This is a genomic window from Streptomyces nigrescens (assembly GCF_027626975.1).
GTDB classification, from domain to species: Bacteria; Actinomycetota; Actinomycetes; order Streptomycetales; family Streptomycetaceae; genus Streptomyces; species Streptomyces nigrescens.
Map to the genome: position 1 here is coordinate 4879356 of NZ_CP114203.1, position 21708 is coordinate 4901063.

Consider the following 21708-nt stretch of genomic DNA (forward strand, 5'->3'; position numbering starts at 1 on the left):
TTCGTGACCATGACTGCAAGTACCGCCAAGGCCCAGCGCTTCCGCGAGTTCAAGATGCCCGACGTCGGCGAGGGGCTGACCGAGGCCGAGATCCTCAAGTGGTACGTCCAGCCGGGCGACACCGTCACCGACGGCCAGGTCGTCTGTGAGGTCGAGACCGCCAAGGCCGCCGTCGAACTGCCCATTCCCTATGACGGGGTGGTGCACGAGCTGAACTTCGGCGAGGGCGTCACCGTCGATGTCGGCACCGTGATCATCTCCGTGGACACCGACCCCGGTGCCGGGCCCGCCACGGCTCCGGCACCGGCGCCGGAGCAGGCGCCGCAGGACGCCGCCAAGGACGAGGAGGAGGCCGAGCCGCAGGGCCGGCAGGCGGTGCTGGTCGGCTACGGTGCCGCGCCGTCCTCGACCAAGCGCCGGGCACGCAAGCCCCAGGCCGGCGTTCCGGCCCAGCAGGAGCCCGTGAGCGCCGCGCTCCAGGCGGAGCTGAACGGGCGGACGGCGCCCGCACCGGCCGCACCGGCTGCACCGGCCGCTCCCGTGGCTCCGGTCGCGAACGGTGCAGCTGCCGGGGCCGTCGGCCGGCCGCTGGCCAAGCCGCCGGTGCGCAAGCTTGCCAAGGATCTCGGGATCGATCTGGCGACGGTCGCCCCCACCGGGCCGGACGGCATCATCACCCGCGAGGACGTCCATGCGGCCGCCGCTCCGGCGGCGGCGCCCGCCCCGGCCGAGGTTCCCGGTCCGGCCCCCGTCGCCGAGGCGGTCGCCCCGGCCGGTGTCGTCGACGCCGCCGCCCGTGAGCGGCGGGTGCCGGTCAAGGGCGTACGCAAGGCCACCGCGCAGGCGATGGTCTCCAGCGCCTTCACCGCGCCGCATGTCACGGAGTTCATCACCGTCGATGTGACCCGCACGATGAAGCTGGTCCAGGAGCTCAAGCAGGACCCGGACATGGCGGGGCTGCGCGTCAACCCGCTGCTGCTCGTCGCCAAGGCCTTCCTGGTGGCCATCAGGCGCCACCCGGAGGTCAATGCGGCCTGGGACGAGGCGCGTCAGGAGATCGTCTACAAGGACTATGTGAACCTCGGGATCGCGGCGGCCACCCCACGCGGGCTGATCGTCCCGAACATCAAGGACGCCGGAGCCAAGACGCTGCCCCAGCTCGCCGGGGAACTGGGCGATCTGGTCGCCACCGCCCGCGAGGGCAAGACCTCGCCGGCGGCGATGACCGGTGGCACGGTCACCATCACCAACGTCGGCGTCTTCGGCGTCGACACCGGTACGCCGATCCTCAACCCGGGGGAGTCGGCGATCCTCGCCTTCGGTGCGGTCAAGCTCCAGCCGTGGGTCCACAAGGGCAAGGTGAAGGCGCGTCAGGTCACCACCCTCGCGCTGTCCTTCGACCACCGGCTGATCGACGGCGAGCTGGGCTCCAAGCTGCTCGCGGATGTCGCGGCGGTGCTGGAGCGGCCCAAGCGGCTCATCACCTGGGGATGAGCCGGAATGCGGGGCCGGGCGGTTCGGAGCGGCGTTTCACGTGAAACGCCGCCTCGGGTCCGCACCGGCCCTGTGGACGAGCGGCCGGTCGCCTGCCCCGCGCCGCCGCTCCGGCCGTACGTCAGCTCCTACACCGGATACCGGCAGGCCGGGCTGCCACCGGGCCGGCACCGTGGGCTCCCGTCGCCCCGGCTGACCCTGATCTTCACCCTCGACGAGCCGCTCACGCTGACCGGCCACCCCGATCCCGGGCAGGCCCCCGGCACCTACGACACCCTCATCGGCGGTCTGCACACCCGCCCCGCGCTGATCGCCCACCCGGGCCGTCAGTCCGGCATCCAGATCGGTCTGCATCCGCTGGGCGCCCGCGCCCTGCTGGGGCTGCCTGCCGGCGAGCTGGCGAGCATCGACCTCCCCGCGGATGCCGTCCTCGGACGGCACGGCGCGGAGCTCGGTGAGCGGCTACGAGCGGCACAGGGCTGGCCGGAGCGGTTCGCGCTGCTGGATGCCTACTTGCTGCGCTGCCTGTCGCGGGAGCCGGGCGGCTCCGGACCGTCGCCCGAAGTGGTCCGCGCCTGGCAGCTGCTGGCGCGGACCCGGGGCGCCGCACCGGTGGCCCTGCTCGCCGATGACGTCGGCTGGAGCGCGCGCCATCTGACCGCCCGCTTCCGGCAGGAGACCGGTCTGGCGCCCAAGACCGCCGCCCGGGTCATCCGCTTCGACCGGGCATGCCGGCTGCTCGGCGACCGGGCCCGTACGGGCCGCCCACCGCTGCTGGCCGATCTGTCGGTGCGCTGTGGCTACTTCGACCAGGCGCATCTCGCCCGGGAGTTCCGCTCGCTGGCCGGCTGCCCGCCCAGCCAGTGGCTCGCCGAGGAGTTCCGAAACGTCCAAGCCGCCGGGGGCGCCATCGAGGAACGCTGAAGACGGCGGCCCACCGGGGGCCGCGTTCCGATCCAGGAGGTCCGGCGATCATGCCCGAGAACCTGTCCGACACCACCCCCGCACCCCAGGTATGGCCGACGCTGCGGGCCCGCGATGCCCGTGCGCTGATCCGCTTCCTGGTCGATGCGTTCGGCTTCGAGGAGACCGTGGTCCACGGGGAGGGCGAGCGTGTCGAGCACGCCCAGCTCTCCTGGCCCGAAGGCGGCGGCATCATGCTCGGCTCCGTCAAGGAAGCGGAGGATGACCGCTGGCCGCTGCGGCCCGGGACGTTCGGGGGCTATGTCGTCACCGACCGTCCCGACGAGCTGTGTGCCCGCGCCAGAGCTGCCGGGGCGGAGATCATCGCCGAGCCGGCCGACACCGACTACGGATCGCGGGAATTCGGTGTCCGCGATCCCGAGGGCAACCTCTGGTCGTTCGGTACGTATCGCGGCGAGCCGCGCAAGGCGTAGCGGGCCGGCGACGGGGCCGGTGGCCGGTCAGCCGCGGATGAGCTCCACCGCGCGGCTGAAGTGGCCCACCGGCCCGGTCGGGCCGGACTCGTCGGTGCGTGCGGCGCCGCGGGTCAGGGCGATGCCCGCCCACAGGCCGGCGACGATCAATGCCAGCACGACGGTGTTCCGCGTACGGCGGCCGGCGTTCGTCCTGGACTGCATGGTCAACTCCCCTTGGTGTCGGAGCCTCCCCGGCTCCCTGTCTCTATTCACCCATGAGATTGGCCGCGGTCCGTACGCGGCAGGTACGGACTCCTGTCCGACCTGAGGTGGACCCGACATCACTCTGGGGTCCCCCTTCCCGCAGTGGCCGGGAAAGGGTTTGCCGCGGTCGGCCGCGCTGTTTACGGTCGGCGAAATGAGCAGCGAAATGATCATCAGGCGCTATCGGCCGTCCGACCAGGACGTTGTCACCGATCTGTGGTCCCGGGCCGCGCGGCAGGCGCATCCGTTCCTCGACGGGGAGGGCGCGGGCGAACGGGCCCGGCTCCTCCGCGAGGTGGACCTCGTCCGGGCAGAGAACTGGGTGGCCGAACGGAAGGGCAGTGTCATCGGTCTGCTCGGACTGCGGGTCGACGGGCCCGGGGACGGCGACGGGCCCGAGGGCGGCAACGGGCCCGGGGCCGAGGTCGGCGGGCTGTTCGTGGCACCGGACGCCCAAGGCGGCGGAGCCGGGCGGGAGTTGCTGGAGCATGCGGCGGCGCTGCACGGCGCGCTGACCCTGGAGGTCTTCGAGGGCAACGCCCGGGGCCGACGCTTCTGCGCGTACCTGGGCTTCACGGAGCGGGGGCGCCGGACGGACGAGGAGACCGGCCATCTGCTGATCACTCTGGAGCGCGCCGCGCCGCTGAAGTCGGTGGGCTGGCTGCATCTGCGGGAGGGGCGGCTGCTGAGCGTACGGACGCGGGGGAACGACACCTTCTATCTCCCGGGCGGCAAGTACGAGCCCGGGGAGACCGCACGGGAGGCGCTGTCGCGCGAGCTCGGTGAGGAACTCGGCCTGGTGGTGCCCGCCGAGGAGCTGTCGGAGGCATGTGTCATCCATGACGTCGCCCACGGGAAGAACGGGCGCCGGCTGCATATGACCTGCTTCACCGGCGGGCCCCAGGACATCGCACCGGTCCCCGGCCGGGAGATCGCCGAATACGCCTGGTTCGACCGTCAGGAAGCGCGGGAGCGCTGTGCGCCCGCCCATGCGCAGGTCGTGGACCGGTTGGTCGCGCAGGGGCGGATGCGGGGCTGACGGCGCCCCCGGGCTGAGGGCGCTGCCGGGCGGCGGACGGGCCGGGGCGCACGCGGGCGCCCCGGCGGCCGTTCCGCGCCACGGCCCATAGCGCCTCTACCAGGACAAACGTGACATCAATTGTCCGCATCGCGGAATGAAGTGTCGAACGCATACCTGTTGTATCTATCCTGTGCGCATGCCCTCAGCGTCCACGCCCACCGCTCCCGCCAGAGAGACCGCCGCCAAGCAGCCGCCCGCCGCGGAGCGGGTGTACGCGCACATCAAGGACGCCGTCCTGGAACGCCGCTACGAGGGCGGCATGCTGCTCACCGAGGGTGAGCTGGCCGACGCCGTGGGGGTGTCCCGGACACCGGTGCGCGAGGCGCTGCTGCGGCTGGAGGTCGAGGGGCTGATCAAGCTTTACCCCAAGAAGGGCGCGCTGGTCCTGCCGGTCTCCGCGCAGGAGATCGCCGACGTCGTCGAGACCCGGCTGCTGGTGGAGAAGCACGCCGCGGCCAAGGCGGTGCCCGCGAGCGAGGCGCTGGTCGGCGAGCTGACCGAGCTGCTGGAGACGATGCGGGAGCAGGCAGCGTCAGGCGACCTCGCCGCCGTGTCCGTCACCGACCGCGCCTTCCACGCCGCCATCGTGCGCAGCGCCGGCAATCAGATCCTGGACCGGCTCTATGAGCAGCTGCGCGACCGTCAGCTGCGGATGGGTGTCGCGGTGATGCATGCCCACCCGGACCGGATCGCCAAGAACATCACCGAACACGCCGAGATCCTGGAGGCGCTGCGCGCCGGAGACGCGGACGCCGCGACCGAGGTCGTGCAGCGGCACGTGAGCTGGGTCCGCAACCTCGCGCAGGGGGAGGTGCGATGAGCGCCGGCAGCGGACGTGCCGGTGACTCCCCCGGCCCGGACGGCTCCGGTATAGGCGGCGGCTCGGCCCGGCTGATGCCCGCGGACCCGCCCGGTGGCCGTAGGGCGATGGCCGTCTGGGGCATCGGCGTCGCGGTCTACTTCGTCGCGATCACCTACCGCACCAGCCTCGGCGTGGCCGGGCTGGACGCCGCCGAGCGCTTCCACATCAACGCCTCGGCGCTGTCGACGTTCTCCATCCTCCAGCTGCTGGTGTACGCCGGGATGCAGATCCCGGTCGGTCTGCTGGTCGACCGGCTCGGCCCCAAGAAGGTGCTGACGCTCGGCGTGGTGCTCTACACCCTCGGCCAGTTCGGCTTTGCGCTCTCCTCGTCGTACGCCATGGCGCTCGGCTCGCGTGCGCTGCTCGGCTGCGGGGACGCGATGACCTTCATCAGCGTGCTGCGGCTGGGCTCGCGGTGGTTCCCGGCCCGCCGTGGGCCGATGATCGCCCAGATCGCCGCGCTGGTCGGGATGGCGGGCAACCTGATCTCCACACTCGTCCTCGCCCGGTTCCTGCACTCCTTCGGCTGGACCCCGACCTTCGCCGCCAGCGCGGCCGGCGGGATCGTCGTGCTGATCGTGCTGCTGCTCTTCCTCAAGGACCACCCCGAGGGCTTCGAGCCGCCGCCCGCGTCCGCCGGGCACACCGGCCCCGGGTTCGTGCGCCGGCAGATCGCGGAGGCCTGGCGGGAGCCCGGCACCCGGCTGGGCATGTGGGTGCACTTCACCACCCAGTTCCCCGCGATGGTGTTCCTGCTGCTCTGGGGCCTGCCGTTCCTCGTCGAGGCGCAGGGGCTGTCCCGCGGCACCGCCGGTGAACTGCTCACCCTCGTGGTGCTCTCCAACATGGCGGTGGGGCTGGTCTACGGCCAGATCATCGCCCGCCACCATGCTGCCCGCACCCCGCTGGCATTGGGCACGGTGGGCGCCACGGGGCTGATGTGGGCGATCGTGCTGGCCTGGCCGGCCGATCATGCGCCCATGGGGCTGCTGATCGTGCTGTGTACGGTGCTGGGCGCCTGCGGCCCCGCCTCGATGATCGGCTTCGACTTCGCGCGGCCCGCCAACCCGCCCGAGCGTCAGGGCACCGCCTCCGGCATCGTCAACATGGGCGGCTTCACCGCGTCGATGACGACCTTGCTCGCCGTCGGTGTTCTGCTGGACGCGACCGGGGACAACTACCGGATCGCCTTCGCCTCGATCTTCGTCCTGGAGGCACTCGGCGTCTCGCAGATGCTGCGGCTGCGGCGGCGTGCGGCGCGACGCGAGCGCGAACGGCTGGTCGTCAGCCGGGTCGAGGCGGTTCACGTTCCGGCGTAAGGCGGCCGGGCACGCGGCGGCCGGGCCCGTTTCACGTGGAACGGACAGGGCTGTTTCACGTGAAACGGCTCATACTCCGGTGCCGGCTCTGGATCTCCGGCCGGCCGACGGGCAGGGGCGTGGACGAGGCGGATGCCCGCCGGGACGCCGTCCGCCCGCCCTTGGTGCTACGGCGTGACCGCGAAGTGGTCCAGGATCGCCGCGGCCAGTCCGGCGTCCCCGTCGATCTTGATCTGCTCGGTGACGGCCGCCGGGCGCACCCGGCCGCAGGCCAGCCGGTGGAAGGTGTCCCAGTCCAGGGCGAGGGTCACGGTCGGGCCGAGCGAGACACTGCCGTCGATCGTGGCGTTGCCCTCGGCGTCAATGCGGACCGTACGCAGGAACTCCAGCGGTCCGCTGACGTCGAAGACCACCGCTGAATCGGCGGGCGCCTGGGCCCGCTTGGCGACGATGCCGGGCAGCACCGTCACCAGCAGATCGCGCGTCACCTGCGCGCCGGGGGAGTCGAGATTGCCGGGCTTGCCGAGCGCCCGGCGCAGGTCCTGCTCATGCGCCCAGACATCGAACGCCCGCTGCTGCAGCACGAATTCCAGCGAGCGGTCCTCGCCGAGCGGGCTGCGCACCACGGCGTCCGGCTGGCGGGACTCGTTGCGCAGCTGCCGGGAGCGGCGGATGACGGTGTATTCGAGCTCGCCGAGCATCTCCGGCGCGGTGTGGTGCCGGCGGACGTCGACCTGCACCTCCATCCGTCGCGCCGACTCGCTGCGGACGTGGTAGAGATCGCGCGGCAGGGTGTGGATCGGCCGCGGGTCGCCCAGCATTTCGCATTCCAGGCCGATGACATGGGAGACCACATCGCGCACGGACCATCCTGGGAGGTCCGTCGCCCTGTTCCACTCGCCTTCGACGAGCGGAGTAACCAGCTCGGTTATCGCTTCTATGGAGTGAGTCCAGGCATCGATGGAGGACTGAAGGCTGGGATGGACGGTCACGGGACCCCTCGGACGGTTCGTACGCGGGCTGCTGTCTGTGCAGTTAAGTTACGCTGCGCACGGGCACCCCGGCAGTGCTTTCGGACGACCATCGTAGGCCGATGCTTCCCGGCCGCAGAGGGGTGCGCCGTACGCCCGGAACGCGTGCTTCTCAGTCCTCCCCGCGCTCCCGCTCCGCCAGCCGGATCACACACACGGCGATGGCGATGAGCAGCGGCGGATCCGCGTCGTCCCGTACGACGTTGACCGCATAGGTGTCACGCACCGTCAGCCAGCGCCGCGAGATCTCCGCGAGCAGTTCGCCCTCGTACTCGATCGCGAACTCCCGGTCCAGGATCTTTCCGCTGACGTCCAGCTCGGTGCCGTCCACCAGCTCGACGCGGTAGTGGTTGCGCAGCAGCGACAGCCGCTTCCGCTTGATCGTGGCCAGCGGCTGGTCGTCCCGCTCGATGGTCATCGTGTCGCGCAGGCTGAGCATCTTCTTGCGGATGGTGATCAGCACCCGCCGCTCGGGGTCCTTCAGCTCAAAGGTTTCCCGCAGCCGCAGCGCCTTCCCGTCCACGAGGAAGGCGTGCCGTCCGTGCTCGTCCTCGATCCAGTAGTCGTCACCGATGCCGAAGATGCGGTCGCGTACCACGTACTTGCCAGGGCGCGGGGAGGCTTCCCCGGGAGATTGCTGCATGGCTGACGTGTTCCCCTGGGGCCCTGCGGAATGCGCACGCACCGGAGTGACGTTGAATGTCCACATGGCTTCACGTGCACGCGTCCGCGCCCCCGAGCTGACCGGCAAGGGCGGCTGGCTGAACACCGGCAACAAGGATCTGACCCTCTCCGACCTGCGAGGACGCATTGTCGTCCTGGATTTCTGGACCTTTTGCTGTGTGAACTGTCTGCATGTCCTCGATGAGCTGCGGGAGCTGGAGGAGCGGCACCGCGACACGGTCGTGATCATCGGTGTGCACTCCCCGAAGTTCGTGCACGAGGCCGAGCACCAGGCCGTCGTGGACGCCGTGGAGCGGTACGGCGTCGAGCACCCGGTCCTCGACGACCCCGAGCTCGCCACCTGGAAGCAGTACGCGGTACGGGCCTGGCCGACGCTCGTGGTGATCGACCCCGAGGGGTATGTCGTCGCGCAGCACGCCGGCGAGGGCCATGCGCACGCCATCGAGAAGCTCGTCGAGGAGCTGGAGGCCGAGCACACGGCGAAGGGCACCCTGCGCCGCGGTGACGGTCCCTACGTACCGCCGGAGCCGGTCGCCACCGATCTGCGCTTCCCCGGCAAGGCGGTGCGGCTGCCGGGCGGCAGCTTCCTCGTCTCGGACACCACCCGGCACCAGCTGGTGGAGCTGGCGGCGGACGGCGAGCAGGTGCTGCGCCGGATCGGCACCGGTGAGCGCGGGCTGACCGCGGACTCCTTCAACGAACCGCAGGGCCTGGCACTGCTGCCCGACGGCAGGGTGGCCGTCGCCGACACGGTCAACCACGCCATCCGCGTCTTCGACCCCGACAGCGGCACGCTGGAGACGGTGGCCGGCACCGGCAAGCAGTGGTGGCAGGGCTCACCGGCCTCGGGCCCGGCCCGCGAGGTGGACCTCTCCTCGCCGTGGGACCTCGCCTGGTGGCAGGACCGGCTGTGGATCGCGATGGCCGGAGTGCACCAGCTGTGGACGTACGACCCGGCTGCCGGCACGGTCCAGGTCGCGGCCGGTACGACCAACGAGGGCCTGGTGGACGGCCCGGCCGCCGAGGCGTGGTTCGCGCAGCCGTCCGGGCTCGCGGCGGCCGGCGACCGGCTGTGGGTCGCGGATTCGGAGACCAGCGCGGTCCGCTGGGTGGAGCCCGCCGACGCGGGCAACGGCTATGTCGTCCGTACGGCCGTCGGCACCGGCCTGTTCGACTTCGGACACCGCGACGGCGCCGCCGACCAGGCGCTGCTGCAGCATCCGCTGGGAGTGACCGCGCTGCCCGACGGCTCGGTCGCCGTCGCGGACACCTACAACCACGCACTGCGCCGCTTCGACCCCGCGAGCGGCGAGGTGACGACACTGGCGAAGGATCTGCGCGAGCCCTCCGACGCGGTGCTCGTCGACGGCGACATCGTGGTGGTGGAGTCGGCGCGGCACCGGCTGACGCGGCTGCGGCTGCCGGAGGAGGCGATCCGCGTCGAGTCGGTGGCGCATCGCACCCAGCGCGCGGCCACCGAGGTCGCTCCGGGTGCGCTGCGGCTGGAGGTGGTCTTCCAGGCCCCGGCCGGCCAGAAGCTCGACACCCGCTACGGACCCTCGACCCGGCTGCTGGTCAGCGCGACGCCGCCCGAGCTGCTCGCCGACGGAGCGGGCGCCGGCACCGACCTCACCCGGGATCTGGTGCTCGCGGACGGAGTGACCGAGGGCGTGCTGCACGTCTCGGCGATGGCCGCGTCCTGCGATGACGCCCCGGACATCGAGTACCCCGCCTGCCATGTGCACCAGCAGGACTGGGGCGTCCCGGTCGAGATCGCTGAGGGCGGGGTGGCCCGACTGGGGCTCGTCCTGGCCGGGCTGGACGCCGAGTAGGAGCGCGGACCCCGGGCCCGTTGACCGGGCCCGGGCCGAGGCCGGCCGGTCGGGTCGGCCCGGGCGTCGGGGTTACTTCCCGACGCCGCCCGCCAGCTGCGCCCCGTGAATGCTCGAGCTCCAGTTGGTGACCTTGCTCTTGCCGACGGAGATGTGGAGCCGCTTCTCCGCGAAGTTGACGGTCGCCGGACCGTGCGTGACGGAGCTCGCCGAGATGCCCATGAAGTCGACGGCCACTGACTTCTGCTCGGTGCCCTTGGTGGCCGCGGTGTTGGTGGGGATGACCGCGTAGGCGTAACCGTGGGCGGGCACGGTGATCCGGGTGCCGTCGAGGTGGCCGGGCGTGCCCTGTGACAGGGGCAGCGGGTCCTTGGCGTTGTTGAAGCGCAGCAGCGGCGCGTTGTAGAGCTTGCAGTCGCGGCTGGTGGAGTTCTTGAACTTCACGGCCACATGGCTCTTCGGGCCGGTCTGCTGGGAGAACGTGAGCTTGTACGTGCTGGGGTAGCAGTCGGGCACCCGCCGCGAGGCCGCTCCCGCGCCCGCCGCTGCCGCACCGCCACCGATGATCTTGCGCTTCTTGCTCTTGGAAGACGAGGAGGACGACTTCTTCGACTTCTTCGAGGAGTGGCTGTTGCAGCCGGTCAGCGCGAGCGAACCGGCCAGCCCGAGAGCCAGCGCGGCGTACGCGGCGGAGCGGTGGCGGGAGCGGCGTGCGGTCATGGGTGGTTCCCCCCGTGAGTTGCTGCGATATCAGCGTGGTGTGTCTGTCATGGCACGGCCACGATATCCATTGCCGGTCGATGCACCAGGGTGGGTGCATCGAGCGCCCGTCGATATGGCGTCATCGCAGGTCATAGGCGGTATGTGGGGGACAGAGGCGGTCCGTGACGGGGGTGAAGATCAATCTGCGGGTGACGCGGAACCGGTCCGGAGCGGGGGCCGAAGAGTCAGCCCGGGCAGCCGGGCAGCGCGGTGTTTTCGACCTGTTCCGGGCGGATGCGGATGGCCGGCACCCACACCTGCTCGCGGTCGTGACCGACCCGGAACCACATGCTGCTGTGCCCGCCCGCCTCATCGGTGACCGTGATCCCGTTGGCGATCCGGCAGACCGCGCGCAGCATCTCGCCGTGCCAGACATGGCCCACGACATTGGAGCGACGATAGAGCCGGTACGGATCGCGGGCCAGCCCGAGTGCGCAGTTCTCGGTGCGCCGGTGCTGACAGTCCCGTTCGACATTGTGGACGGTGATCCGGGCGGACCCGGTGGCCGACGCCGCGCTCTTCGCACCCGGTGCCCGGCCGTCGCCGCCGTTGTCCGGCGCCCCGTTCGAGCTGGTCAGCGCTGGTACGGCCAACGCCGCGGCGAGGACTGCCGCGGCGGTTCCGAGCCCGGCGAGCACCAGCCCCCGCCGGCGCCGGCCGGCTGTCGCGGCGGCTCCGGTTTCCGTCCCGTCGCCGCCGGCCCGGCCCTCGGCGTCCGCCCGGGGCTCCCCGTCGGGCCCACCGTCCCGCTCTGCCGGCTCGCCCGCGTCCGCCGCCTCCTGGGCGCGGTGCAGCAGTTCGACGAGAGCGGGCAGCCGGTCCTCGCCGGTGAAGGAGAGCGTGCACCACTGCACCAGCAGCCGTTCGTCGGGCAGGCTCTGCCCCCGCAGATAGCGGGAAAGGGAGGAGCGGCTGACGGGCAGCCGGCTCTCCAACTGCTTCAGGCTGTAGCCGAGTTCGCCATGCATACGGCGTAAGGAGGCGACGAAGTCCCGTACCGGGCCGGAGAGTTCGTCGGGCAGCGGAGCCAACGGCTTGCGGCGGACATGAGCGTGGTTCTGATGGCCAGGCACGTCTCGCATTCCAGCACAGCGGGCATACGCGCGCGAGGGGCACTTCCGCTCCCCTGTGGCGGAAGTGCCCCTCGTGACACGATCCGGATCGCACCCGGACCAGATGGTGACGTTTCACGTGAAACAGCGTGAGATCTTCCGTCGGACCTCGCGCTCCCCGAGCGGGGTCAGTCGCCGAACTTCACCGGACGGTAGGGCTTGAACTCGGCGTCGCCGCCGGGCAGGCCGTAGGTCAGCGTCCGGTGGTCCGTGCCGTGGTCGCCGCGCTGCTCATAGGCGGTGTACGAGGAGTGGGCGTCGTTGTTCCACTTCTCGAAGATCACCACATGCCGGGTGTTGTTGTCACCGGAGGCGTCGATGAGCAGGTCACCGGGCTTGAGCTCGCCCACCGAGAGGGGCCGGGTGATGTCGCGATTGGTGGCCAGCCCCACGGTGTTGGTGCCGGGCGTCGGCAGGCCGAGCGCCATCGACACATAGCCCGAGCAGTCCTGGCGGTAGCCGTCCTTCCAGACCTTGGCCTGGCTGTACGGGACCTGGGCGCCGTTGTTCGCGGTCAGCCAGGTGGCGGCGCGGTTCAGCATCTCCTCGCGCGAACCGCCGGGCTGCGGCTGCGGCTGCCCACCGCCGCCCTGGACCGGTACGCCCGGCAGCCGGTCCTGCGGGATGTCCACCGCCACCACGCTGAGGAAGCCGCTGACCGGCCCGGTGAGATGCGCCATGAACGTCGAGCAGGAGCTGCCCTCGCACACCTTGCGGCCGGTGTCGACCTGGTAGTCAGCGGTGATCCGGTCCTGCCCCGGCGCCGTCTTGTTGATCATCCCGACGGCGGGGGAGCCGGCGTCGGCGGTGGCGTGCACCACCCAACGGGTGCCCCACGTGGGGAAGTCGGCAGCGGCGGCCTGCCGTACGGAGCCGGTTCCCGCGGCGCGGACGGTGCGGGCGGAGCTGTCGTGGGAGAGCTCGGTGGCGGTCGCGGAGTGCCCGCCGATGGTCGCGCCGCCCACGTCACTGCCGTGGGCGAATCCCGTGAACCCCGCGACGCTGATCCCGGCCGCGGCCACCGCGGGCAGCACCGTGCGCCACACGGTCCTGCGGAACGGGGACTGCGGGTGACGCGTCATGGGGGCGGTCCGGTCCGCGGCGCTTGTGGTGTCCGCCGGGTGCGTGCTGCTGTGCTCGTACATGCCGATTCCCCTCCGTACAGGGCCGGTTGGCCCGATCGGTGAGCCGCCGGACGGTCTGCTCACGGCGACGGAGACCATCGTGGAGCGGGGCACCGGGCCGCCCGGCGGTTCCCCGTCCCATGGGATGTCCCGGGCGTGCGCACGGATGTGACCTGCAAAGACACCCGGAGAACGGGACGATACGGGCCGCGGTGTGAGACATGACGGGACAGCGGACAGCGGGCAGCGGAAAGCGGGGAGTGACAGAGGGCAGAAGAAAGGGCGCCCGCTGGGGGATGCGGGCGCCCTGGTTCAAGGGGTTGTGCCGTCGGCCTCTTCAGCCTGCGTCAGGCACCTGACGGTCTGCCGGCCATCGGCTCACCGGACCACGGCTCACCGGACCACGGTCCGGGACCGCGGACGGCGAACCACCGGCCGGGGCTCACCACGCCGTCGCGGCACTCGCGTCCGACTGCCAGTACGTCACCCACGCGCTGTCGTCGATGTACACCGAGCCTCCGGGAAGCGCCACCGTCGTCGAGCCGCCGATGCTGCCCTTGCCGTCGCGGCCGGGGAGGCTGACGGACAGCGAGGTCACCGTGTGGCCGTTCCGGCCGGAACCGTCGGCGGACGAGGTCAGCACACCGGCGTAGCCGGACTCGCCGGGGGCGAGGGTGACCACGGACTGCGGCCTGCTGTCCGGCAGTTCGGCGAGGGGGGACTGTGCGTCGCCGAACCGCAGGTAGGGGGAGAGGTGGAGATCGCAGGCGGCGCCGGAGGTGTTGGTGGCTTCCAGCAGCAGATGGTTGACCGGCCGCTTCAGCGGCTGGGCGACGATCCGGATCTTCGCGGCGTCGCAGGCGGTGTGCCGGGTGCCGGTGGCGCCGCCGCGCTTGCCCGCACTGCTCGTGCCCGCACCGGTGCCGCTCGTGCGGGCACCCGTACCCGTGCCACCGTGCTCGGCGGAGGCCTGCTCCGCCCGGCCGCGTTCGGGCCGGGTGCCGCCCTGGGGGCCGCCGTCACCCTTCGCCGCCGGGTCCTCGGAGACCTGGGGCGCCGGGTTGAACGGCTTGGCGGCGCCGGTCTGGAGCGGATTGTCCTGGCCGCCGCAGGCGGTGAGGGTGAGCGCGGCGACGGCCGTCAGCCCGGCCGCGGCGATCCGCAGCGTACGGCGGCGGACCGCACGGGACGGGCGCGGGGCGCCGGTCTCGATGACGGACTCGGAGCGGTGGTGGCTGCGCGGCATTCCGGTCTCCCCCGGTCGGTGGCCCGTACCGCGCCGGCGGTACGTCCTGCGGTCTGGCCTGTGGCCTGTCCTGCGTTCTGACCACAAGACTGCCGCTCGCCGCTGGCGTGCCACTAACGTGCGCCTAACGTCCCCGCCCGGGGACGGCCACGGGCTCAGCCGCGCCCGTCACTCCCCTTGCTCCCGTCACCCGTACCGCGCTTGCCCCCGTCGCCGCTCTCCCCGCGCTCGTCCCGCGCGAACAGCTGCGTCAGCGTGCTGATCGTGTAGACATCGGTGGCCTCTTCGTCCACCAGATGCATCTCCGCGAGCCGGTCCAGACCGTCCTGGGTGCGCTCCGGGTCGTATCCGGCGAGAGCCGCCGCCAACGACGCGTTGAGGTGTCCGTCCGCGCTGGTCGCCAGCGCGGACAGCAACTGCGCGTCGTCGGCCGACAGCCGGGCGACGGACATCCGCAGGGCCGCCGCGATCCCGGTGTCCTCCGCGGACAGCAGCGCCAGCCGCCGCCGTTCGTCGCGCAGCGCCGCGGCCAGCCGGGCCAGCCGCCAGCGCGGCCGGGCGGTCAGCTGAGCGGCCGCGGCCCGCAGCGCCAGCGGCAGACCGTCGCACAGATCGACCAGCTCGCGTGCGGCTGCCGGGTCCTCGGCGACCCGGTCCGGGCCGAGCATGGCGCCGAGCAGCGCAGCGCCTTCCTCGTGGCCGAGCGTCTGGAGGCCGACCGGCCGGGCGCAGTCGGTGGCGACCAGCCCGTCGAGGCGGCTGCGGCTGGTGACGACCGTGGCGCAGCGCGGGCCGCCGGGCAGCAGCGGCCGTACCTGCGCCGAGCTGCGCGCATTGTCGAGGACGACCAGCAGCCGGCGCTCCGCGACCAGCGAGCGGAACAGCGCGGAGGCGGCCTGGGCCGAACCGGGCACCCGCTCCGGCGGCGTGCCGAGCGCCAGCAGGAAGTCGCGCAGGATCTCGGCCGGCGAAGCCTCGTCGCCCTCGCCGAAGCCACGCAGATCGGCGAAGAGCTGCCCGTCGGGGAAGGACCCGGCGTACAGATGCGCCCACTGCACGGCACAGGCGGTCTTGCCGACACCGGCCGGTCCCGCCACCACCGCGAGCGGGCTCTCCCCGGTCGCACGGTCCGTCAACACGGCCGTCAGTGCGGTGAGCTGGTCCTCCCGCCCCAGGAAGCGGGCCGGCGGCCGGGGCAGCAACCGCGGTGCCGCACCGGCCCGCCCCGAGCCGGACCCGGCACGGGCGCCGTCCGGCGTGCCGGTCCGCGTCCCGTCGGCCCCTGCCACGGCCTCGCCACCACGGGCGCCCGCCGCACCGGTGCCGCCCGGTACGGGCCGTGGCCCACCACCTGTCGCGGAACGGCTCTCTCCGGAAGTCCCGGCGCGACCGTCACCGGCGGTCCCACCGGAAGCGGCACCCGTCGCACGGGCCCCACCCGTCGGCTTCGTCCGTCCCCCGCCGGCCGCCTCCGCCCGCAGAATCTCCTCGTAGGCGCCGCGCAGCCGCTCGCCGGGATCGACGCCCAGTTCCTCGTTGAGCAGCCGGCGGGTGCGGTGGAACCACTCCAGCGCATCGGACTGCCGCCCCGTACGGAACAGCGCCCGCATCAGCCCGGCGATCAGGCCTTCCCGCAGGGGGTGGTTGACGGCCGCGGAGTAGAGGATGGCCGCGGCCTGTTCGTGCTCGCCGAGCGTGCCGTGCGCCCGACCCAGCGCCTCCACGGCCGTCAGCCGCCGCTCCTCCAGCGCATGGGCGGCGGCCGCGAACGGCGGGCTGGTGACCGTGCCGGTCAGCGCGGGCCCGCGCCACAGACCGAGCGCCTCGCGCAGCAGTGGTACGGCATCGGCCGGCGCCGCCTCGGGGCGCGCCAGCGCCACCAGCTCACCGAACCGGTGAGCGTCGATCAGTTCCTCCGGCATCCGCAGGAGATAGGCGGAGCCATGCGTGGTCAGCTCGATGCCGTACGCCTCCGCACCGCCTTCGGCGAGCGTGGCGCGCAGCCGCGAGACATGCCCCTGGACGACCGTACGGGCGTGTTCGGGCGGCTCGTCCTCCCACAGGGAGTCGATCAACTGCTCCAGTGGGACGGTGGTGTTGGGCTGCAGCAACAGCAGCGCCAGCACACTGCGCCGTTTGGCGGGCCCGAGCGACAGCTCCATGGAGCCGGTCGTCACGGCGATCGGGCCGAGCAGTGAGAATTCCAACTCAGCCCTCCAGGAAGGCCGTCAGGGCGTTCGCCAGCAGATACGGGTCCTCGGCACCGCACAGCTCACGCGCCGAGTGCATGGACAGGATGGCTACGCCGATGTCGACCGTCGAGATGCCGTGCCGGGCCGCGGTGATCGGCCCGATGGTGGTCCCGCACGGCATCGAGTTGTTGGACACAAAGCTCTGCCACGGCACCCCGGCCCGCTCGCAGGCCGCCGCGAAGACGGCCCGTCCGCTGCCGTCCGTGGCATAGCGCTGATTGACGTTGACCTTGAGGATCGGTCCTCCGTTGGGCATCGGGTGGTGGCCCGGATCGTGCCGCTCGCTGTAGTTGGGGTGGACGGCGTGCCCGGTGTCGGACGACAGGCACAGGGTGCCGGCGAAGGCCCGTGCCCGGTCCTCGTACGAGCCGCCGCGGGCGAAGACCGAGCGCTCCAGCACCGTGCCGAGCAGCGGGCCGTCCGCACCGGTGTCGGACTGGCTGCCGTTCTCCTCGTGGTCGAAGGCGGCCAGCACCGGAATGCTGGTCAGGGCGTTGCCGGTGGCCGCGGCGGCGGTGAGCGCGGCCGTACCGGCGTGTACGGAGAGCAGGTTGTCCATCCGTGGACCGGCGACCAGCTCGCGGTCGCGGCCCAGATAGGCAGGTGGTTCGATGCTGTGCACCATCAGGTCCCAGCCCTTGATGTCGTCGGCCGGGACGCCGGTCTCCTCGGCGACGAAGGAGATCAGATCGCCTTCGGCCGCCCCGCCCAGGCCCCAGATCGGCGTCATATGGCGCTGCTTGTCCAGCTTCAGACCGTCGGAGTTCACCGACCGGTCGAGGTGAACGGCCAGCTGTGGCACCCGCAGCAGCGCCCGGTCGACATGGACGAGCCGGTGGCTGCCGTCCCCCAGCGTCACCCGGCCGCTCAGCCCCAGATCACGGTCGAGCCAGGTGTTGAGCAGGGTGCCGCCGTAGATCTCGACGGCGATCTGCCGCCAGCCGCGGGCGCCGGTGTCCGGAATCGGCTTGACTCGCAGATTGGGAGAGTCGGTGTGAGCCCCGACAATTCGGTACGGAGTGGCCGCGTGTGCGCCCTCCGGCACGTACCAGGCGACTATCGCTCCGCCGCGCAGCACATACTTCCCGCCGCTCTCGCCGTCCCATGCGTCGACCTCGGCGACCTGCCGGAAACCGGCCTTTTCCAGCCGCTCCGCCGCATTCGCCACCGCGTGGTAGGGCGACGGACTGGCGGCGAGATAGGACATCAGGTCGTCGGTGTGGCCGCGATCGAAGCGGGCGGAGTTGGTCATGGATTCAGCATAAGGAGCCGGACCCCGCATTCCCCGTGCGCATGCGTCGCGACTGCGCACCCTTCCGGCCAGGATTTCTGCACTCCGGACCGGTAAACGTTGCGGAGCGGTGGATTCCGGGTTTTCCGGCCGAGGTACCGGCATACGGGGGGCATGCCCGCTGCGCTGTCCTGCCATCCGCCGCACCTTCCCCGGACATGACGGAGCCCGCCTCTCCGGGGGAAGAGAGGCGGGCCCCGTCAGTCTGGACGGTCAATCTGAGAGACCTCTAAGAGAAACGCCGCAGCGGGGCCGCGGAATCCGCGCTCAGAACGCGGCCTCGTCGAGCTCCATCAGCGACTGGTCCACGGACTCGGCCAGGCCGCGCTCGACGGAGACGCCCGGCAGGACGTTGTGCGCGAAGAACTTCGCCGCGGCGATCTTGCCGGTGTAGAAGGGCTTGTCCTTCGCCGAGGCGCCGGCCAGCTTCTCGGCGGCCACCGACGCACCCTTGAGCAGGAGGTAGCCGATGACGACATCGCCGGAGGCCAGCAGCACGCGGGTGGTGTTGAGGCCGACCTTGTAGATGGACTTGACGTCCTTCTCGGTCGCCGCGAGGTCGGTCAGCATGGCGCCGACGATCGCCTCGAGGTCGGCCGCGGCCTTGGCCAGCTCGCCGCGGGCCTGCTCCAGCTCCTCGCCGCCGGTGTTGTCGGCGAGGAACTTCTTGATCTCGTCGGAGAGGGCGGTGAGCGCCTGGCCCTGGTCGCGGACGATCTTCCGGAAGAAGAAGTCCTGGCCCTGGATCGCGGTGGTGCCCTCGTAGAGGGTGTCGATCTTGGCGTCCCGGATGTACTGCTCGATCGGGTACTCCTGGAGGTACCCGGAGCCACCGAAGGTCTGGAGCGACTGCGCCAGCTGCTCGTAGGACTTCTCCGAGCCGTAGCCCTTCACGATCGGCAGCAGCAGGTCGTTGAGGCGGATCGCGGCGCTCGCGTCCTCGCCCGCGGCCTCCTTGACGAGGATCTCGTCCTGGACCGTGGCGGTGTAGAGCACCAGGGCGCGCATGCCCTCGGCGTACGCCTTCTGCGTCATCAGCGAGCGGCGCACGTCGGGGTGGTGGGTGATCGTGACGCGCGGGGCGGTCTTGTCGGTGAAGGCCGCCAGGTCCGGGCCCTGCACGCGCTCCTTGGCGTACTCCAGCGCGTTGAGGTAGCCGGTGGAGAGGGTGGCGATGGCCTTCGTGCCGACCATCATCCGCGCGAACTCGATGATCTTGAACATCTGGCGGATGCCGTCGTGCTTCTCGCCGAGCAGCCAGCCCTTGGCCGGGTGGTTGGCGCCGAAGGTCATCTCGCAGGTGTTGGAGGCCTTCAGGCCCATCTTGTGCTCGACGTTGGTGGCGTAGGCGCCGTTGCGCTCGCCCAGCTCGCCGGTCTCCCAGTCGAAGTCGTACTTCGGCACGATGAAGAGCGACAGGCCCTTGGTGCCCGGACCGGCACCCTCGGGGCGGGCGAGGACGAAGTGCACGATGTTCTCGGACATGTCGTGCTCACCGGAGGTGATGAAGCGCTTGACGCCCTCGATGTGCCAGGTGCCGTCCGCCTGCTGCACGGCCTTGGTGCGGCCGGCGCCGACGTCCGAACCGGCGTCCGGCTCGGTGAGCACCATCGTGGAGCCCCACTGCTTGTCCACCATCAGCTGGGCTATGCGGTGCTGCTCCTCGGTGCCCTCCTCGTGGAGGACGCCGGCGAAGGCGGGGCCGGACGCGTACATCCACACGGCCGGGTTGGCGCCCAGGATCGTCTCGGCGAAGCCCCAGAGCAGGGAGCGCGGCGCGGTGGTGCCGCCGAGCTCCTCCGGGATGCCCAGACGCCACCACTCGGCGTCCATGAAGGCCTGGTAGCTCTTCTTGAAGGTGTCCGGAACCGGCGCGGTGTTGGTCTCCGGGTCGAAGACCGGCGGGTTGCGGTCCGTGTCGGCGAACGACTCGGCCAGTTCGTTCTCGGACAGCCGGGCGATCTCGGACAGCACGCTCTTGGCGGTGTCGACGTCCATCTCCGCGAACGGTCCGGTGCCGTACACGCTGTCACGGCCGAGCACCTCGAAGAGGTTGAACTCGATGTCGCGGAGATTCGACTTGTAGTGCCCCATGGATACGGCTCCGTAAGGGTTCGGGAGGGAGGACCTCAAACGCAAATACCAGCAAGTAGCAAGTGCCTACGATGATGCTACCCACCGGTAATAAGAATCAACCCCTACCGCCCATCTGTGACGAGCGTCCCCCGGCGAATCGCCGACTCAGTACGCTGTGGCGCATGTACGGCTACGACCAGAACGCGGGTGCAGGGCAGCAGCAGTACGGAGCGCCGCCCCCGCCGCAGCAAGCGGCCCCCGGGGGCTACGGCGAGCAGCCGCTGTATCCCGAGCCGTCCCCGCCCTCCCTCGCCGATGCGGTGCGCGCCTTCACCACGGGCTCGATGTCGGCCGAGGACTTCCAGGGCATCTTCTCCACGTCCAAGATCTACTGCCCGCGCGGTGACAACCCCGGCTTCCTGGCGCTGCACAACACCCAGCAGCCGGTGATCCCGATGTTCACCTCGCTCAAGGAGCTGCGGCGGTACGCGGGCAAGGAGTCCAAGTACTTCGTGATCACCGGCGCCGAGGTGCTCGACCTGCTGCCGACCGGCTACGGGTTCGTCCTCGACATGGAGGGCGACCACCGCATGGTCTTCGACGCGAAGGCCGTGGAGGAGATGGTCGATTTCGCGATGCGGCGGATGTATGGCTAGCCGCCCGGGCGCGCGGCGGGCCGATGGCCGCTGCCACTGCTGAATCGAGGGCCGGTCCCCTGAAGGGGGCCGGCCCGAGTTTGTGTCGGGGTGCGCCCTCGGGGGCTCCGGGGCACCCCTTCGACCTGGGGAAACGCGGGCGGGAATACGGCGGGCCTTGCGGGTTGTTCACCATTCAACTAAGTTGGCCGAACGACCGAGGAGGCCGTCATGCCCGCTGTGACCGTAGAGAATCCGCTGACCCTGCCGCGTGTGGCGGCGCCCGTCGCGGCGCACACCCGTCCCGTGCTGGCCGTTGCCACCGCTCCGAGCGGATTCGAGGGCGAGGGTTTCCCGGTGCGCCGTGCGTTCGCCGGGATCGACTACCAGCACCTCGACCCGTTCATCATGATGGACCAGATGGGTGAGGTGGAGTACGCACCCGGAGAGCCCAAGGGCACGCCCTGGCACCCGCACCGCGGCTTCGAGACCGTCACGTATCTGATCGACGGCACCTTTGTGCACCGTGACTCGCACGGCGGCGGTGGCGTCATCAACGACGGCGACACCCAGTGGATGACGGCTGGTTCGGGGCTGCTGCACATCGAGGCGCCGCCGGAGTCGCTCGTGATGTCCGGTGGCCTCTTCCACGGCCTCCAGCTGTGGGTGAACCTGCCGAAGAGCGACAAGATGATGGCCCCCCGCTACCAGGACATCGGCGGCGGCCAGGTCAAGCTGCTGGCCTCGGGCGACGGTGGTGCGCTGCTGCGGCTGATCGCCGGTGACATCGACGGCCATCAGGGGCCGGGCATCACGCACACGCCGATCACGATGATGCATGTGACGGTGAACCCGGGCGCCGAGCTGACCCTGCCCTGGCGCAAGGATTTCAACGCCCTCGCCTACGCCCTGGCCGGACGCGGTGCGGCCGGTGCGGAGGGGCGCCCGTTCCGTATGGGGCAGGCGGTGGTGTTCGGTACCGGAGACTCGATCACGATCCGGGCGGACGAGTCCCAGGAGTCGCGGAGCCCGAACTTCGAGGTCGTGTTGCTGGGTGGGCTGCCGATCCGCGAGCCGATGAGGCATTACGGCCCGTTCGTGATGAACACGCACGCCGAACTGGCCCAGGCCTTCGAGGACTTCCAGGCCGGCCGGCTCGGGACGATCCCCGCCGACGCACGCTGACACCACATCGGCAACGGGGCGGCGTTTCACGTGAAACGCCGCCCCCGGCTGTTCCCGGGGCCGTACCCGGGGTGCGGCG

Annotated in this window: 19 protein-coding genes; 9 read left to right on the plus strand and 10 right to left on the minus strand. The window is 71.3% G+C overall.

Annotated elements, in window-relative coordinates; translation table 11 throughout:
* Positions 1-9 precede the first annotated feature (9 nt).
* The 3 genes from STRNI_RS21810 (at position 10) to STRNI_RS21820 (ending at position 2891) form a co-directional block, all read left to right on the plus strand.
* Positions 10-1494, plus strand: coding sequence for a dihydrolipoamide acetyltransferase family protein (locus STRNI_RS21810; RefSeq protein ID WP_277411843.1), 1485 nt, complete (start codon positions 10-12; stop codon positions 1492-1494).
* 72 nt (positions 1495-1566) lie between these two features.
* Entirely contained in the window at positions 1567-2418 is an 852-nt protein-coding gene (locus STRNI_RS21815) for a helix-turn-helix domain-containing protein (RefSeq protein ID WP_277411844.1), read from the plus strand.
* Between the two features lie 50 nt (positions 2419-2468).
* Positions 2469-2891, plus strand: coding sequence for a VOC family protein (locus STRNI_RS21820; protein WP_018092726.1), 423 nt, complete (start codon positions 2469-2471; stop codon positions 2889-2891).
* 27 nt (positions 2892-2918) lie between these two features.
* Here STRNI_RS21820 and STRNI_RS21825 read toward each other — a convergent pair whose 3' ends face one another.
* A complete protein-coding gene (locus STRNI_RS21825) occupies positions 2919-3095 on the minus strand; it encodes a hypothetical protein (protein WP_167540541.1) in 177 nt (58 codons plus the stop codon).
* A 196-nt stretch (positions 3096-3291) separates the two neighbouring features.
* Between STRNI_RS21825 and STRNI_RS21830 the strand changes: the two genes are divergently transcribed.
* The 3 genes from STRNI_RS21830 to STRNI_RS21840 all read left to right on the plus strand — a co-directional run bounded on the left by STRNI_RS21830 (position 3292) and on the right by STRNI_RS21840 (position 6399).
* Positions 3292-4176, plus strand: a complete 885-nt coding sequence (locus STRNI_RS21830; RefSeq protein ID WP_277411845.1) for a GNAT family N-acetyltransferase — start codon at positions 3292-3294, stop codon at positions 4174-4176.
* A gap of 178 nt (positions 4177-4354) precedes the next feature.
* Positions 4355-5038 (plus strand): GntR family transcriptional regulator, encoded by a 684-nt coding sequence (locus STRNI_RS21835; protein WP_148588446.1) that lies wholly within the window; start codon positions 4355-4357, stop codon positions 5036-5038.
* A gap of 107 nt (positions 5039-5145) precedes the next feature.
* Positions 5146-6399, plus strand: coding sequence for an MFS transporter (locus STRNI_RS21840; RefSeq protein WP_381844185.1), 1254 nt, complete (start codon positions 5146-5148; stop codon positions 6397-6399).
* Between the two features lie 167 nt (positions 6400-6566).
* Here the strand turns inward: STRNI_RS21840 and STRNI_RS21845 are convergent, their stop codons facing one another.
* Both STRNI_RS21845 and STRNI_RS21850 read right to left on the minus strand, forming a co-directional pair.
* The gene (locus STRNI_RS21845; protein WP_026170193.1) at positions 6567-7391 is read right to left on the minus strand and encodes a maleylpyruvate isomerase family mycothiol-dependent enzyme; all 825 of its coding nucleotides are present in this window, start codon (positions 7389-7391) and stop codon (positions 6567-6569) included.
* A 151-nt stretch (positions 7392-7542) separates the two neighbouring features.
* The gene (locus STRNI_RS21850; protein ID WP_093641012.1) at positions 7543-8073 is read right to left on the minus strand and encodes an LURP-one-related/scramblase family protein; all 531 of its coding nucleotides are present in this window, start codon (positions 8071-8073) and stop codon (positions 7543-7545) included.
* 64 nt (positions 8074-8137) lie between these two features.
* On the opposite strand from STRNI_RS21850, the gene STRNI_RS21855 reads away from it, so the two are divergent.
* On the plus strand, positions 8138-9946 hold the full coding sequence (locus STRNI_RS21855) for an NHL domain-containing thioredoxin family protein (RefSeq protein WP_277411846.1): 1809 nt from the start codon (positions 8138-8140) through the stop codon (positions 9944-9946).
* A gap of 72 nt (positions 9947-10018) precedes the next feature.
* On the opposite strand, the gene STRNI_RS21860 is transcribed toward STRNI_RS21855, so the two are convergent.
* From STRNI_RS21860 to STRNI_RS21890, 7 genes are all read right to left on the minus strand, one after another.
* Positions 10019-10666, minus strand: coding sequence for a DUF4232 domain-containing protein (locus tag STRNI_RS21860; protein ID WP_109890989.1), 648 nt, complete (start codon positions 10664-10666; stop codon positions 10019-10021).
* Between the two features lie 227 nt (positions 10667-10893).
* Entirely contained in the window at positions 10894-11790 is an 897-nt protein-coding gene (locus STRNI_RS21865) for a helix-turn-helix domain-containing protein (RefSeq protein ID WP_277411847.1), read from the minus strand.
* Positions 11791-11948: 158 nt separating this feature from the next.
* Positions 11949-12965 (minus strand): NlpC/P60 family protein, encoded by a 1017-nt coding sequence (locus tag STRNI_RS21870; protein ID WP_277411848.1) that lies wholly within the window; start codon positions 12963-12965, stop codon positions 11949-11951.
* A 421-nt stretch (positions 12966-13386) separates the two neighbouring features.
* Positions 13387-14190, minus strand: a complete 804-nt coding sequence (locus tag STRNI_RS21875; RefSeq protein WP_159487469.1) for a DUF4232 domain-containing protein — start codon at positions 14188-14190, stop codon at positions 13387-13389.
* A gap of 155 nt (positions 14191-14345) precedes the next feature.
* Positions 14346-16397, minus strand: a complete 2052-nt coding sequence (locus tag STRNI_RS21880) for an AfsR/SARP family transcriptional regulator (RefSeq protein WP_277411849.1) — start codon at positions 16395-16397, stop codon at positions 14346-14348.
* 1 nt (position 16398) lies between these two features.
* The gene (locus tag STRNI_RS21885; protein WP_159487472.1) at positions 16399-17694 is read right to left on the minus strand and encodes a M18 family aminopeptidase; all 1296 of its coding nucleotides are present in this window, start codon (positions 17692-17694) and stop codon (positions 16399-16401) included.
* A 306-nt stretch (positions 17695-18000) separates the two neighbouring features.
* Positions 18001-19827, minus strand: a complete 1827-nt coding sequence (locus STRNI_RS21890) for an acyl-CoA dehydrogenase (protein ID WP_018092738.1) — start codon at positions 19825-19827, stop codon at positions 18001-18003.
* A gap of 164 nt (positions 19828-19991) precedes the next feature.
* Here STRNI_RS21890 and STRNI_RS21895 point away from each other — a divergent pair, with 164 nt between their 5' ends.
* Entirely contained in the window at positions 19992-20465 is a 474-nt protein-coding gene (locus STRNI_RS21895) for an SseB family protein (RefSeq protein WP_018092739.1), read from the plus strand.
* 210 nt (positions 20466-20675) lie between these two features.
* Positions 20676-21629 carry a pirin family protein gene (locus STRNI_RS21900; protein WP_159487473.1) on the plus strand — a complete coding sequence of 318 codons (954 nt, stop codon included), beginning with the start codon at positions 20676-20678 and terminating at the stop codon, positions 21627-21629.
* Positions 21630-21708: the final 79 nt, after the last annotated feature.

Coding starts and splice junctions, on each gene's coding strand:
- STRNI_RS21810 (WP_277411843.1), top strand. CDS start 10: ATGACTGCAAGTACCGCCAAGGCCCAGCGCTTCCGCGAGTTCAAGATG.
- STRNI_RS21820 (WP_018092726.1), top strand. CDS start 2,469: ATGCCCGAGAACCTGTCCGACACCACCCCCGCACCCCAGGTATGGCCG.
- STRNI_RS21825 (WP_167540541.1), bottom strand. CDS start 3,095: ATGCAGTCCAGGACGAACGCCGGCCGCCGTACGCGGAACACCGTCGTG.
- STRNI_RS21830 (WP_277411845.1), top strand. CDS start 3,292: ATGAGCAGCGAAATGATCATCAGGCGCTATCGGCCGTCCGACCAGGAC.
- STRNI_RS21835 (WP_148588446.1), top strand. CDS start 4,355: ATGCCCTCAGCGTCCACGCCCACCGCTCCCGCCAGAGAGACCGCCGCC.
- STRNI_RS21840 (WP_381844185.1), top strand. CDS start 5,146: ATGGCCGTCTGGGGCATCGGCGTCGCGGTCTACTTCGTCGCGATCACC.
- STRNI_RS21850 (WP_093641012.1), bottom strand. CDS start 8,073: ATGCAGCAATCTCCCGGGGAAGCCTCCCCGCGCCCTGGCAAGTACGTG.
- STRNI_RS21855 (WP_277411846.1), top strand. CDS start 8,138: ATGGCTTCACGTGCACGCGTCCGCGCCCCCGAGCTGACCGGCAAGGGC.
- STRNI_RS21860 (WP_109890989.1), bottom strand. CDS start 10,666: ATGACCGCACGCCGCTCCCGCCACCGCTCCGCCGCGTACGCCGCGCTG.
- STRNI_RS21865 (WP_277411847.1), bottom strand. CDS start 11,790: ATGCGAGACGTGCCTGGCCATCAGAACCACGCTCATGTCCGCCGCAAG.
- STRNI_RS21870 (WP_277411848.1), bottom strand. CDS start 12,965: ATGTACGAGCACAGCAGCACGCACCCGGCGGACACCACAAGCGCCGCG.
- STRNI_RS21875 (WP_159487469.1), bottom strand. CDS start 14,190: ATGCCGCGCAGCCACCACCGCTCCGAGTCCGTCATCGAGACCGGCGCC.
- STRNI_RS21885 (WP_159487472.1), bottom strand. CDS start 17,694: ATGACCAACTCCGCCCGCTTCGATCGCGGCCACACCGACGACCTGATG.
- STRNI_RS21890 (WP_018092738.1), bottom strand. CDS start 19,827: ATGGGGCACTACAAGTCGAATCTCCGCGACATCGAGTTCAACCTCTTC.
- STRNI_RS21895 (WP_018092739.1), top strand. CDS start 19,992: ATGTACGGCTACGACCAGAACGCGGGTGCAGGGCAGCAGCAGTACGGA.
- STRNI_RS21900 (WP_159487473.1), top strand. CDS start 20,676: ATGCCCGCTGTGACCGTAGAGAATCCGCTGACCCTGCCGCGTGTGGCG.